Origin of the sequence: Pseudothioclava arenosa (genome assembly GCF_002358085.1) — a bacterium.
GTDB classification, from domain to species: Bacteria; Pseudomonadota; Alphaproteobacteria; order Rhodobacterales; family Rhodobacteraceae; genus Pseudothioclava; species Pseudothioclava arenosa.
In genome coordinates this window covers 62,606-75,052 of the sequence record NZ_NTJD01000004.1, presented here as the reverse complement: position 1 = coordinate 75,052, position 12,447 = coordinate 62,606, and the positions used below count along the sequence as shown (strand labels likewise).

Below are 12,447 nucleotides of genomic sequence, written 5' to 3'. Positions count from 1 at the left end.
CTGCCATGCTGCCTCCGATCACCCGCCCGGAGGCCCCATGAACGACCTTTCGCGCCCGCCCGAGGCGCCCGCGTCAGAAACGCTCCTGAACCGCGTCACGCGCGAGGCCGTTTGCCTTGGCCGCGATATCGTCGAGGTGGCGGCGGTGCTCGATACGCTGGTGCAGGCCTCCGAAGGGCAGCTTGCGCATCTGGCCGAGGTGCGCACCGCCGCCGCGACGATCGAGGCTGCCAATGCCACCGTGCAGGGCCATGCGGACGCGGTGCGAGGCGCGCTTGATGACACGCAGGAGGCGGTGCAGGACAGCGTCACGCGGATGCGCGAAACCGGCGAAGATGCACGCCGGATCGCGGTCTGGGTGCAATCTGTGGTCGGGCACATGACCGAAGTTACGCGCACGCTTGAGGCTGTGCGCAGCGAGAATGCCGCGATCCGCTCGATCGCGACGCAGATCAACATATTGGCAATCAACGCAAAAATCGAGGCGGTGCGGGCGGGCGATACCGGGCGGGGCTTTGCCGTGGTCGCCGAAGCGATCAACGAGCTGTCCCGCAAGACCGCCGGCGCCGCCGGGGGGATCGGCACCGCCGTGTCGGGGCTGAGCGAAGGTATTCAACAGTTGCGCAGCGAGGCGGAGAGCATCTCGACCCGTGCCGATGCGGTGCTGGACACGGCTGGCGAAACCGACCGCGCGATGGGCCGGATGACCGGCGCCGTCAGCCAGACCCGTGGCGTGATCGAGGCGATCACCGCGCAATCGGCAAAGGTTGCCGCCGCCAATACGCGCTTTGCCCCGGCCGTTGCGCGCATGGCCTCGGCCACCGATGACACGGTCACGCAGATCCGCAGCGCGCAGCAACGTGCGACCGCGCTGATCACGGCGGGCGAAACCATCGTACAGGATTCGGTCCAGTTGGGCGGCGCGATCGAGGATGCACGGATGATCGCGCTGGCCAAGCGCGGCGCCGATGAGATCGGGGCGGCCTTTGCCCGCGCGATCACGCAAAGGCGCATTACCGAGGCCGAACTCTTCACCCGGATTTATAATCCGATCCCGATGAGCGACCCGCCGCAGGTGCTGGCGCCGTTCACCCAGTTAACGGATCGGCTCCTGCCCGAGATTCAGGAGCCGATCCTCGCCTCCGACGCGCGGATCGTGTTTTGCGCGGCGGTCGATCGCAACGGCTACCTGCCCACGCATAACCGCAAGTTTTCGCAGCCGCAGGGGCGCGACCCGGCCTGGAACGCAGCGAATTGCCGGAACCGCCGGATCTTTGACGACCGCGTCGGGCTGCGCGCGGGGCGCTCAACCGCGCCCTTCGTGCTGCAGATCTATCGCCGTGACATGGGCGGCGGGCAATTCGCCCTGATGAAGGACATCTCCGCCCCGATCGAGGTCAACGGGCGCCACTGGGGCGGGTTCCGGATCGGCTATCGGTTTTGAAAAAAGGCCGCCATCTTGCGATGGCGGCCAAGGAGCGCGTTCTCGGGGGGCCGGATTGGCCAGGACAGGGCCGCAATTGGGGACAGGCGGCAACCGGAAGCGCGAGGCAGTGACAGAATTCAGAACAGGCTCGGCAGGTGCAGAGCCGCGAGGAAGGTGACGCAGATCGCGAGCGCCCCGAAAGCGTCGCGCAGCATTTGCTCGGGTTTCGCGGCGATGATGGCCTTGAGATCGTTACGCATGGGGCTCTCCTTTCTCTGTTGCTCTTTTGTTCTCACATCGCGTTAACCATGTAAAGAACTTTTTGAGAACACTTTAGAACATTCAGCCCACATCCATGAGCCGGATCGCCCGATCCTGCTCCATCAGCCAGAGCATCACCCGCGCTGCCAGCCCGCGTGGACCGGCCAGTTCCGGGTCGGATTCCAAGAGGTTGCGCGCATCGGTCTGGGCCACGGCCATCATCCCGGCCTGACGTTCCAGATCCGCCACGCGAAACCGCGGCAGCCCTGATTGCGCGGTGCCGATCATGTCCCCCGCGCCGCGCATGGCGAGGTCTTCTTCCGCGATGCGAAATCCGTCCTCGGAATCGCGCAGCACCTGCAATCGCCGCTCGCCGCCCTCGGACAGCGGCGGCTTGTAGATCATCAGGCAGGTCGATTGCGCTGCGCCACGCCCCACGCGCCCGCGCAGCTGATGGAGCTGCGCCAGCCCGAAGGTCTCGGCACGCTCGATCACCATGATAGAGGCATTGGGCACGTTCACCCCGACCTCGATCACCGTCGTCGCGACCAGAACGCGGGTGCGCCCGGCGACGAAATCGGCCATCGCCGCATCCTTGTCGGCGGGCGGCAGCTGGCCATGCACCAGCCCCACGACCCCCTCGCCCAAAGCCGCGCGCAAGGACCGGAACCGGTCCTCGGCCGAGATCAGGTCGACCAGCTCGCTTTCCTCGACCAGCGGACAGACCCAATAGGCCTGCCGCCCCTCGGCCACGGCGCGGCGCAGATGCTCGACCACCTCGTCATGCCGCTCGGCGCTGACCAGCGCGGTCTTGACCGGTTTGCGCCCGGGCGGTTTTTCGTCGAGCACGCTGACATCCATGTCGCCATATTGCGCCAGCGCGAGCGAGCGCGGGATCGGCGTCGCGGTCATCACCAGCATGTCCACCGCCGCCCCCTTGGCGCCCAGCTCCATCCGCTGCGCCACGCCAAAACGGTGTTGTTCGTCGATCACGACAAGGCGAAGATCCTGAAATTCCACGTCTTTCTGGAACACCGCATGGGTGCCGACCAGAATACCGATCCGCCCCTCGGCCAAATCGGCAAGTTTCGCGCGCCGCTCCGCCGCCTTGTCGCGCCCGGTCAAAATCTCAAGCCGGATCCCCGCGAGGGCCGCAAGCGGCGCTAGGCCTTCAAGGTGCTGGCGCGCGAGGATCTCGGTCGGGGCCATCATCACCCCCTGCCCGCCCGCCTCGACCGCCGCCAGCAGCGACAGGAACGCAACCAGCGTTTTCCCAGAGCCGACATCGCCCTGCAGCAGCCGGTGCATACGCCGCTCGGAGCCCATGTCGGAAAGGATTTCTTCAACCGCGCGGGTCTGCGCCTCGGTCGGGCGATAGGGCAGCGCGGCCAGAACGCGCGCGGCCGCGCGCCCGTCGCTGCGGCTCACCCGGCCCTTGGCCCGCCGCGTCCGGCGCCGTGCCAGCGCAAGCGTCAGCTGATGGGCGAATAGCTCGTCATAGGCGAGGCGCGCGCGCGCCGGGGCCTGCAAGGCAAGGTCATCAAGCCCTTCGGGCGCATGGGCCGCGCGCACGGCATCGGCCCAATCCGGCCAGCCCTCGCGCGCCTTCAGGCTCGGGTCGATCCAGTCGGGCAGGTCCGGCAGGCGATCAAGCGCCGCAGCCGCGGCCTTGCCGACCAGCTTTTGCGAGAGCCCCGCCGTCAGCGGATAGACCGGCTCGTAACGCGGCAACTCGTCAGCCTTATCCTCGCGCAGGATGTGATCGGGATGCACGATCTGCGCCTGCCCGTCGAAATATTCGAGCTTGCCCGAAATCACCCGGCGCTGGCCGATCGGCAACTGCCGTTCGAGCCAATCGCCCTTGGCGTGAAAGAACACCAGCTGGATCTCGACCCGCGCATCCTCCACCAGCACGCGCGCGGGCGCACCCCGGCGCGGCGCGGGGTAATGCGCGCGCACCGTCGCCGTGACCGAAACCACCGTGCCCGGCGCCACGCCCTGCACCGTCGGGACCGGGCGGCGGTCGATCACCGCGTGCGGCAAGGTGAACAAGAGGTCGCGCGGGCGCTCAACCCCGATCTGCGCGAACAAGGGCGCCGTCTTGGCCCCGATCCCCGGCAGGGTTTCCAGCCCCGCGAACAGCGGAAACAGGATCGGTGGGCGCGTGCTCATACCCCCTCCAGAAGTGCGATCCAGTCGTCTTCGTCGATCACCTTGATGCCCAGGTCAGCAGCTTTTTTCGCCTTGGAGCCCGCCCCCGACCCCGCGATCAGCAGGTCGGTCTTGGCCGAGACCGAGCCCGCGACCTTGGCGCCAAGCGCCTCGGCCCGCGCCTTCGCCTCAGCCCGTGTCATCTTTTCCAGCGTGCCGGTGAAAACGAGCGTCAGCCCCGCGACCGGGCTGTCGGTCGCGCGCGGCTCGGCTTCTTGGACGTCCAGATACGCGACGAGCCGGTCGATCGACGCACGCTCGGCCGGTTGATGGAAGGCGGAAATGAGCGATGTGGCAAAGGTCGTGCCCACGCCGTCGATCGACAGCAGATCCTCCCACTCGGGCCCTTCACCGATTTGCGCGGCGGTCACCGCAGCCTCGAAGGCAGGCCAGTTGAGGTAATGATTGGCCAGAAGCGCCGCGCCTGCCTCGCCAACATGACGGATACCTAGCGAAAAGATCAGCCGCGCCAAGGGGATACGGCGGCGTTCGCGGATCGCAGCAAAGAGATTCTCGGCGGATTTCTCGCCCCAGCCTTCGCGGTTTTTCAGCTGTTGCAGGTTGCCGGGACCAAAGCGGGCTTCCAGCGTGAAGATGTCGGCGGGCTCGCGGACCCAGCCGTCCTTGTAGAATTGTTCGATCTGCTTGGCGCCCAGCCCCTCGATGTCGAAAGCCGCGCGCGAGACGAAATGCTTGAGCTTCTCGACGGCCTGCGCGGGGCAAATCAGCCCGCCCGTGCAGCGGCGCACCGAGTCGCCCTCTTCGCGGATCGCCTCGGAGCCGCATTCCGGGCAGATATGCGGAAATTCAAAGGGTTGCGCGCCATCCGGGCGGCGGCCCAGATCGACATCGGCAACTTTCGGGATCACGTCGCCCGCGCGATAGACCTGCACCCAGTCGCCCTCGCGGATGTCCTTGCCGCCACGAATCTCGGCGCCGCGGGAATCGCGCCCGGCGATGTAATCCTCGTTATGCAGGGTCGCGTTCGAGACCACGACGCCGCCAACCGTCACCGGCGTCAGCCGCGCGACCGGCGACAGCGCACCGGTGCGCCCGACTTGAATTTCGATCTTTTCGAGCCGCGTCCAGGCCAGCTCGGCTGGGAATTTATGCGCAATCGCCCATCGCGGCGTGGTCGAGCGAAACCCGAGCCGCGCTTGCAGCGCCAGATCGTCGACCTTGTAGACGACACCGTCGATGTCATAGCCAAGCGTGGCGCGTTGCGCCTCGATCTGGCGGTAATGGCGCAGGAGGTCCTCGGGACCATCGCAGCGCGCCATCAGGTCGTTGGTCTGAAAGCCGAGCGCCCGGAGCCGCGCGACCGCATCGAACTGCGTGGCCGCGAGCGGTTCGGACAACACGCCCCAGCTATAGGCAAAGAAACGCAACGGGCGCGCGGCGGTCACACGCGGATCGAGTTGGCGCAGCGAACCCGCGGCGGCGTTGCGGGGGTTCGCAAAGCGTTTGTCGCCCGCGGCCTCTTGCGCGGCATTGAGCGCGGCGAAATCCGCGTGGCTCATGTAAACTTCGCCGCGCACCTCAAGTATCTCGGGCGCGCCTTCAAGGCGCTGCGGAATGTCGGTGATGGTGCGGGCGTTTTCGGTGACGTTTTCCCCCTCTTCGCCATCGCCGCGCGTCGCCGCGTAGATCAGCACGCCGCCTTCGTAGCGCAGCGACATAGACAGCCCGTCGATCTTGGGTTCGGCGGTATAGGCGAGCGGCGCGTCGTCGGAAAGTTTCAGGAATTTCCGGATCGATTGGTCGAAATCGGAAACTTCCTCGGGGTCGAACGCATTGCCGAGGCTCATCATCCGCTGTTCATGGCGGATCTTGCCGAATCCTTCGGCCAGCCCGGCGCCAACCTTTTCCGTCGGACTGTCCGAAGATTTCAGATCGGGGAATCGCGCCTCGATCGCGGCAAGGCGGCGTTTGAGCGCGTCATATTCCGCATCCGAAATATCGGGCGCATCGAGCGTGTGATAGGCGGTATTCGCCGCCTCGATCTGGCGGATCAGATCGGGCAGCTCGGTCGCCGCCTCAGCGCGGGTCAGGTTTTCGATCGGCGTTTCGCTCATGGACTCCCCCTGGCTGACCCAAGGAATAGGGTCAGCGCGCGAGGGCGTCCAGTGGATCAGGCACCAACGGCGGCGCGACGTTGTTCGAGCGTGGCGGGCATCGGATCGCGCAGCACGTAGCCGCGGCCCCAGACCGTCTCGATGTAATTGTCGCCGCCTGTGGCATCCGCGAGCTTCTTGCGCAGTTTGCAAATGAACACGTCGATGATCTTGAGCTCGGGCTCGTCCATGCCGCCGTAGAGGTGGTTAAGGAACATTTCCTTGGTCAGCGTCGTGCCCTTGCGCAGGCTCAACAGTTCGAGCATCTGATATTCCTTGCCCGTCAGATGCACAGGCTTGCCCTCGACCTCGACGGTCTTTGCGTCGAGATTGACCGAAATCTTGCCGGTGCGGATGATCGACTGCGCATGACCCTTGGAGCGGCGGATGATCGCGTGAATGCGCGCGACCAGTTCCTCGCGGTGGAAAGGTTTGGTCATGTAATCATCGGCGCCGAAGCCGAAGCCCTTGATCTTGTTCTCGGTATCGTCGGCCCCGGTCAGGATCAGGATCGGCGTATCGACGCGCGCGAGCCGGAGCTGGCGCAGAACCTCATGGCCATTCATGTCAGGCAGGTTCAGATCGAGCAGGATCAGATCGTAATCATACAATTTCGCGAGGTCGATCCCCTCTTCGCCAAGGTCCGTGCAATAGACATTGAGATTGGCGTGCGTCAGCATCAATTCGATGCTGCGCGACGTGGTCGGGTCATCCTCGACTAACAAAATCCTCATACCGGGTTCTCCGCGTTAATCCCTCGATCAGAAACGAGACTTGCATGGACTGGTTAATACCCGGTTACTCTCGCATAAATTGTAAATGAATCAACCTTCGGTTGTTCTGTTTTTTTGAATTGCCGTCACTTTAAGGCCGGAAATGCCGTGTCTGCGCACCGCCTCCGTCCACAGATCCAGCTCCTCCTCCGAGAGATCGTAGCGTTCGAGCACCTCGGAGCGCGGCACCAGCCCATAGGCCACCGCCTGCACCACCACCGCCTTGCGCGAGGCGACCCAGCGGTAGGTTTCCTTGGGCGGCAGGTCGGCGCGGGTCAGAATCGTGCCGTCAGGCAAGGTAACCGCGCGCGGCCCATCAACTTTCTTCAGATACATCGGCATTCCCCTTGGTCGGAACGGGGTCACGATGACGGCACTGCCTTAACGACGGGTGAAACCGGGCCTTGAGAGTAGATCGCATTTTCCCTATTTCTTCGGTTCTTCTTAACGTAGCGCCCGGAGTCCCCCCGTGACCCAGCTCAATTCCCTCGGCTTTGCCAAGCCTCCCAGAGAAACCCGCGTCGTCGTGGCGATGTCGGGCGGTGTCGACAGCTCGGTGGTGGCGGCGCAGCTGAAGGAGGAAGGCTATGACGTGATCGGCGTCACGCTGCAACTTTACGATCACGGCGCGGCGCTGGCGAAAAAGGGCGCCTGCTGTGCGGGACAGGATATTCACGACGCGCGCCGCGTGGCCGAGGCGATGGGGTTCCCGCATTACGTGCTGGATTACGAGAACGTCTTTCAGGAGGCGGTGATCGACGAGTTCGCCGATGCCTATCTGGCGGGCGCGACGCCGGTGCCCTGCATCCGCTGCAACGAGCGGGTGAAGTTCAAGGACCTGCTGGAAACCGCGAAGGACCTTGAGGCCGATTGCATGGCGACGGGCCATTACATCCAGCGCATGATGGGCGATGCCGGACCCGAGCTGCATTGCGCGACCGATGCCAATCGCGACCAGAGCTATTTCCTCTTCTCGACCACGCCCGAGCAGCTCGATTACCTGCGCTTCCCGCTGGGCCACCTGCCGTCAAAGGACGAGACCCGCAAGCTCGCCGCGAAATACGGGCTGGTGGTGGCCGACAAGCCCGACAGTCAGGACATCTGCTTCGTGCCGAACGGCAATTATGCCTCGGTGATCGAAAAGCTGCGCCCCGGCGCGGCCGATCCGGGCGAGATCGTCGACATGGAGGGCAATGTGCTGGGTCAACATCGCGGCGTGATCCATTACACGATCGGCCAGCGGCGCGGGCTTGGTATCGGCGGGCTTGGCGATCCGCTTTACGTGGTGAAACTCGACCCCGATGCGCGGCGCGTGATTGTCGGCCCGAAAGAGGCGCTGTCGACGCGGATCATCCCGGTGCGCGAGATCAACTGGCTGGGCGATGAGCCCTTTACCGCGCGCACCGAATGGCCGGTGCGGGTCAAGGTGCGCTCCACCCGGCCGCCACGCGAGGCAGTGATCCGGCCGATTTCCGCGACCGAGGCCGAGGTCGAACTGCTCGATCCCGAAGAGGGCGTCAGCCCCGGGCAGGCCTGCGTGTTCTACGCGCCGGAAGGCAGCCGCATTCTGGGCGGCGGCTGGATCTGGCGCGGGCGCGGCTGAGGCGTTTGACGGGTTTCCTTACCTTGACCTCCCGGCAGGTTTCCGATGGTCTGGCGCCACAAATCCAGAACGGAGATTTCCATGCGCCTTTTCCCGACCCTCGCCGCCGCGATCCTGCCGGCCCTGATCCTGTCGACGCCGCTGCGCGCGGATGACTATGCCGATCGTGTGGCCGTCGCCAAGGAGGTCGCCGAGGTGTCCCTGGCAGCGATCGACCTCGATGCGCTGATCGCGACGATGTGGAAGCCGATTACCAATCAGGCGGCGGCGCGCGGCACACCGCTGAGCGAAGCGCAAAAGTCCGAGATAAACGCACTGTATCTCGAAACCTTCCGCGGCCCGATGACCGATCTGATGCTGGGGCAGGACGCGCTGATGGCCGAGCTGATGACGATGGAAGAGCTGGTCGCGCTGCGCGATTTCTACTCGACCGACGCCGGGCGCTCGGTGATGAGCAAGCTGCCGAAGGTGATGGAGGCGCAACAGCCGCAGATCATGCAGCTGATCCAGTCGACGATGCCGGTGCTCTTGCCGAAGGTGATGGCGGTGATCCAGCCGCCGGCCAACGCGCAATAAGCCACCAAAAGAAAAGGGCGCAGGCTAATACCCTGCGCCCCTCGTGTTCAGGGCCTTGAGATCAGGGCCGGATCAGGATTTGCCGGTCATCGCCTGAGCGATGGCTTCGCTTTCCTCGGTCGCGGACTTGATCGCCTGCTCGGTCACATGCTGCAGCGAGGTGCTGAGCTTGGCGCTTTCCATCGCGTAATCCGAGGCGCTGCGCTGCCAGAACTCCGACCAGAGCGTCGCGGCCTGCACCGGGTCGACGGTCTGCGACAGCACGCCCAGCATCTCGCGGTCACGCTCAAAGCGCGTTTTCAGGAATTCGAGCGTCTCGATATGCTGGTCGATGATCGCCTGCGCCATCGCCATCTGCGGGCGCAGCATCTTGTTGACCATACCCAGACCGATATCATCGGGAACGGCGAAAACGCCTGCCATCCCGGTCTTCGTCTCCGTCTTTTTCACCATAACAGACCCTCTCTCTTCGTTATGCACTGGTATCATAGCACATCTTCTGCGCATGCGCAGACTGTTAGCGACGGAAGCGCGCGGCCTGCGCGTTTTTCCAGTGAATCTGCTGAATTTCCGATCAAGGAGCCTCTCATGCGTGCCGTCTTCGACCGCTTCGCAACCCCGTTCATCACCGGGCTGTTTCTCGTGTCACTGATCTCGGGGGTGGCGTTGTTCTTCCACTGGGGCAGCGCCTATTTCCACGGCATGCATGAATGGCTCTCGATGGTGCTGATCGTGCCCTTCGGCCTGCATATCTGGAAGAACTGGCGCCCGATCACCGTTTACCTCAAGCGCGCGCCGATGTGGATCGCGCTGGCGGTCTCGACGGTGGCGGCGGTGGCCTTCGTCTACCCGTCGATGGGCACCGGCGAAGGCGCGGGTCCGGGCGGACGTCCGGCAGCTTTCGCGCTGGCGAATTCGGTGATGAAGGGCTCGGTGGCCGAGATGGCGGCGATCCTTGATGTCAGCCCCGAAACGCTGAGCGGCGCGCTTGAAGCGCAGGGCTATGCGGTCACCTCGCCCGATCAGTCGCTTGACGAAATCGCGGGGGCCTCGGGCCGCTCGGCGATGGATGTGGCGGGGGTTCTGGTGTCGCTGCAATAATCCCCGGAGAGGCGCGTCCCGGGTTCGTGTCATGGCTGGTCGGCACGGGAGGCGCAGCAAGGAGGAGGACGGGGGGCCGGATCGGTCCCCCGTTTCCGTTTCAGCCCATCAGGATCGCGCGGAAATCGTTGACATTGGTCAGCGTCGGACCGGGCACGACCTGATCGCCAAGAGCACCAAAGAACCCGTGCGCATCATTGCGCGCCAGAGCCGCCTGCGGATCGACGCCCCTGGCCTGCGCCCTCGCCAGCGAGTCGGGCGTGACGATCGCACCCGCCACCTCTGCCGCGCCATCGACGCCATCGGTATCGCAAGCGATCGCATAAAGGCCCGGCGCGCCCTGCAAGGCCAGCGCAAGCGCCAGGCAGAACTCGGCATTGGGCCCGCCGATACCGTCGCCCTGCCGCGTCACCGTCAATTCGCCCCCGGACAAGAGCAGCAAAGGCCGCGCCCCTGCCCCGCGCGCGGCCTGTTCCGCCAGCGCCAGCGCCGCCTGCCGCGCGGCCTCTTCCCGGGCCTCGCCTTCGAGCGCATCGCCGAGGATCCGCACGTCGCAGCCCGCCGCCTCCGCCAGCTCGGCCGCCGCCGCCAGCGATTGCGCGGGCGCCGCGATCACCCGGTTTTCAACGCGCGCCAGCCGTGCATCGCCGGGCGCGATCACCCCGCTCGGACGCGCGAGCGCCATGCGCACGCTGTCCGGCGCAGCGATGTTCCAGCGCTCCAGCACCGCGCACGCGTCGGCGGGGGTTGAGCCATCCCCCACCGTCGGCCCCGAGCCGATGAAGGCCGGGTCATCGCCCGGCACGTCGGAAATCATCAGCGCGAGCATCCGCGCCGGGAAGGCCGCGGCGGCAAGCTGGCCGCCTTTCACCGCGCTCAGGTGCTTGCGCAGGATGTTCATCTGCCCGATCGGCGCCCCCGAGGCCAGAAGCGCCGCATTGACCGCCTGTTTCTCGGCGAGGCTCACGCCCTCGGTGGGCGCGACCAGCAGCGCCGAGGCCCCGCCCGAAATCAGCGCCAGCACGAAATCGCCCTCGTCCAGCCCCGCCAGCAGGCGCAGCATCCGCTGCGTCGCCTCGGCGCCCGCCTGATCGGGCACCGGATGCGCCGCCTCGACGATCTCGATGCCCTGACATGGCCGCGCGTAACCGTAGCGGGTAATCACCAGACCCTCGCAGGGGCCCCAGACGGCCTCGACCGCCTCGGCCATCCGCGCCGAGGCCTTGCCCGCGCCCACCACCACGACGCGGCCCGCGGGCCTTGGCGGCAGATGCGCGGCCAGCGCCCGCATCGGGTCGGCAACCGCAACGGCGCGGTCGAAAAGCGCGCGCAGGAAGGCGCGCGGATCGGTTGGGTCGGGCACGCTCACGCCGCGCCCTTGCGCAGTTCACGCTGATGCATCACCCGCCCGATCGTGTTCAGCAAAAGCTGCGCGGCCAGGATTGCGGTGGTGCCGGTGTGATCGTAATCGGGGGCGACCTCGACCAGATCAATGCCCACGACCTCACCGCGTTTCGTCAGCCCGTCGATCAGCTCGAGGATCTCGTAATAGAGGAACCCGCCATGGCTCGGCGTGCCGGTGCCGGGCGCGATCGAAGGGTCGAACCCGTCGATGTCGATGGTCAGGTAATAGCGCGCACCCTCGGGGATACGCGCCAAAAGCGCCTCGGTGCCCATCTTGCGGGCCTGGCGGACCGAGACGATATCCGAGCCCATCTCGCGCGCGGCCTCGTAGCCGTCGCGCGCGGTCGAGGACACATTGCGGATGCCGATCTGGCTGAGCCCGGTGACCCAGGGTTTCTCGGCGGCGCGGCGCATCGGGTTGCCGTGGCCATAGCGCACGCCGTGGCGCTCATCGACGAAATCCAGATGCGCGTCGATCTGCACGATGTGAATGGGTTGCTGGTCGGAAAAGGCGTTGATGCAGGGGATATTCACCGAGTGATCGCCCCCCAGCACCACCGGCAAAGCCCCCGCCGCCAGCGCCGCGCGCACGCCGGTCTCGATATTGGCATGCGATTTCACCGTGTCGGTATGGACGATGTCGGCGTCGCCCATGTCGATGATGCGAACCTTGTCGGGCTCAAGATAGGTCACGTCGTCTTCGTGGTCATAGGCGCCCGCATGGCCAAAGGCGAAAAGCGTCGAGGCCTCGCGGATCGCGCGCGGCCCCATCCGCGCCCCCGAGCGCCATTGCGCGCCGAAGTCAAAAGGCGCGCCCAGCACCGCGACATCGGCCTCGATCGCGTCCCAATCCTCGACATAGGGGTATTTGCCGAAGGTGCAGATCCCCACGAAGGGCAGATTGAGCCGCCCGGTTTGATAGCCATGTCCCGCCATGATGTCCCCCTGTCGGTTTTGCCCGATCAAGGCATGGCGCGC

Annotated in this window: 12 protein-coding genes; 4 read left to right on the top strand and 8 right to left on the bottom strand. The window is 65.7% G+C overall.

Annotated features, from left to right (window positions below; all coding sequences use genetic code 11):
- The first annotated feature begins 37 nt into the window (after positions 1 to 37).
- A complete protein-coding gene (locus CLN94_RS06515; protein WP_096432391.1) occupies positions 38 to 1,444 on the top strand; it encodes a methyl-accepting chemotaxis protein in 1,407 nt (468 codons plus the stop codon).
- A gap of 119 nt (positions 1,445 to 1,563) precedes the next feature.
- Here CLN94_RS06515 and CLN94_RS14205 read toward each other — a convergent pair whose 3' ends face one another.
- From CLN94_RS14205 to sciP, 5 genes are all read right to left on the bottom strand, one after another.
- Entirely contained in the window at positions 1,564 to 1,686 is a 123-nt protein-coding gene (locus tag CLN94_RS14205) for a hypothetical protein (RefSeq protein WP_281253530.1), read from the bottom strand.
- 82 nt (positions 1,687 to 1,768) lie between these two features.
- Positions 1,769 to 3,859: an ATP-dependent DNA helicase RecG gene (gene recG / locus CLN94_RS06510; protein ID WP_096432389.1), complete on the bottom strand. Its 2,091-nt coding sequence runs from the start codon at positions 3,857 to 3,859 to the stop codon at positions 1,769 to 1,771.
- On the bottom strand, positions 3,856 to 5,973 hold the full coding sequence (gene ligA, locus CLN94_RS06505) for an NAD-dependent DNA ligase LigA (RefSeq protein ID WP_096432387.1): 2,118 nt from the start codon (positions 5,971 to 5,973) through the stop codon (positions 3,856 to 3,858). The genes recG and ligA overlap by 4 nt, the downstream gene beginning before the upstream one ends.
- Positions 5,974 to 6,029: 56 nt before the next feature.
- Entirely contained in the window at positions 6,030 to 6,746 is a 717-nt protein-coding gene (gene ctrA, locus CLN94_RS06500; protein WP_096432385.1) for a response regulator transcription factor CtrA, read from the bottom strand.
- Between the two features lie 90 nt (positions 6,747 to 6,836).
- Positions 6,837 to 7,121, bottom strand: a complete 285-nt coding sequence (gene sciP, locus CLN94_RS06495; RefSeq protein ID WP_096432383.1) for a CtrA inhibitor SciP — start codon at positions 7,119 to 7,121, stop codon at positions 6,837 to 6,839.
- Between the two features lie 133 nt (positions 7,122 to 7,254).
- Here sciP and mnmA point away from each other — a divergent pair, with 133 nt between their 5' ends.
- Both mnmA and CLN94_RS06485 read left to right on the top strand, forming a co-directional pair.
- The gene (gene mnmA, locus CLN94_RS06490) at positions 7,255 to 8,388 is read left to right on the top strand and encodes a tRNA 2-thiouridine(34) synthase MnmA (RefSeq protein ID WP_281253529.1); all 1,134 of its coding nucleotides are present in this window, start codon (positions 7,255 to 7,257) and stop codon (positions 8,386 to 8,388) included.
- Positions 8,389 to 8,469: 81 nt separating this feature from the next.
- Positions 8,470 to 8,964 (top strand): DUF2059 domain-containing protein, encoded by a 495-nt coding sequence (locus CLN94_RS06485; protein WP_179300252.1) that lies wholly within the window; start codon positions 8,470 to 8,472, stop codon positions 8,962 to 8,964.
- A gap of 72 nt (positions 8,965 to 9,036) precedes the next feature.
- Here CLN94_RS06485 and CLN94_RS06480 read toward each other — a convergent pair whose 3' ends face one another.
- On the bottom strand, positions 9,037 to 9,417 hold the full coding sequence (locus CLN94_RS06480) for a hypothetical protein (protein WP_096432379.1): 381 nt from the start codon (positions 9,415 to 9,417) through the stop codon (positions 9,037 to 9,039).
- 135 nt (positions 9,418 to 9,552) lie between these two features.
- Between CLN94_RS06480 and CLN94_RS06475 the strand changes: the two genes are divergently transcribed.
- Complete coding sequence (locus CLN94_RS06475) at positions 9,553 to 10,065, top strand: DUF4405 domain-containing protein (RefSeq protein WP_096432376.1); 513 nt, start codon at positions 9,553 to 9,555, stop codon at positions 10,063 to 10,065.
- A gap of 100 nt (positions 10,066 to 10,165) precedes the next feature.
- Here CLN94_RS06475 and CLN94_RS06470 read toward each other — a convergent pair whose 3' ends face one another.
- Positions 10,166 to 11,434: a glycerate kinase type-2 family protein gene (locus CLN94_RS06470; protein ID WP_096432374.1), complete on the bottom strand. Its 1,269-nt coding sequence runs from the start codon at positions 11,432 to 11,434 to the stop codon at positions 10,166 to 10,168.
- Positions 11,431 to 12,405 (bottom strand): agmatinase, encoded by a 975-nt coding sequence (speB, locus tag CLN94_RS06465; protein WP_096432372.1) that lies wholly within the window; start codon positions 12,403 to 12,405, stop codon positions 11,431 to 11,433. The genes CLN94_RS06470 and speB overlap by 4 nt, the downstream gene beginning before the upstream one ends.
- Between the last annotated feature and the right edge of the window lie 42 nt (positions 12,406 to 12,447).

Excerpts from the sequence above, each read along its gene's own strand:
- CLN94_RS06475 (WP_096432376.1), top strand. The coding sequence starts at position 9,553 with ATGCGTGCCGTCTTCGACCGCTTCGCAACCCCGTTCATCACCGGGCTG.
- CLN94_RS14205 (WP_281253530.1), bottom strand. The coding sequence starts at position 1,686 with ATGCGTAACGATCTCAAGGCCATCATCGCCGCGAAACCCGAGCAAATG.
- ctrA (WP_096432385.1), bottom strand. The coding sequence starts at position 6,746 with ATGAGGATTTTGTTAGTCGAGGATGACCCGACCACGTCGCGCAGCATC.
- CLN94_RS06485 (WP_179300252.1), top strand. The coding sequence starts at position 8,470 with ATGCGCCTTTTCCCGACCCTCGCCGCCGCGATCCTGCCGGCCCTGATC.
- CLN94_RS06515 (WP_096432391.1), top strand. The coding sequence starts at position 38 with ATGAACGACCTTTCGCGCCCGCCCGAGGCGCCCGCGTCAGAAACGCTC.
- speB (WP_096432372.1), bottom strand. The coding sequence starts at position 12,405 with ATGGCGGGACATGGCTATCAAACCGGGCGGCTCAATCTGCCCTTCGTG.
- recG (WP_096432389.1), bottom strand. The coding sequence starts at position 3,859 with ATGAGCACGCGCCCACCGATCCTGTTTCCGCTGTTCGCGGGGCTGGAA.
- ligA (WP_096432387.1), bottom strand. The coding sequence starts at position 5,973 with ATGAGCGAAACGCCGATCGAAAACCTGACCCGCGCTGAGGCGGCGACC.
- sciP (WP_096432383.1), bottom strand. The coding sequence starts at position 7,121 with ATGTATCTGAAGAAAGTTGATGGGCCGCGCGCGGTTACCTTGCCTGAC.
- CLN94_RS06480 (WP_096432379.1), bottom strand. The coding sequence starts at position 9,417 with ATGGTGAAAAAGACGGAGACGAAGACCGGGATGGCAGGCGTTTTCGCC.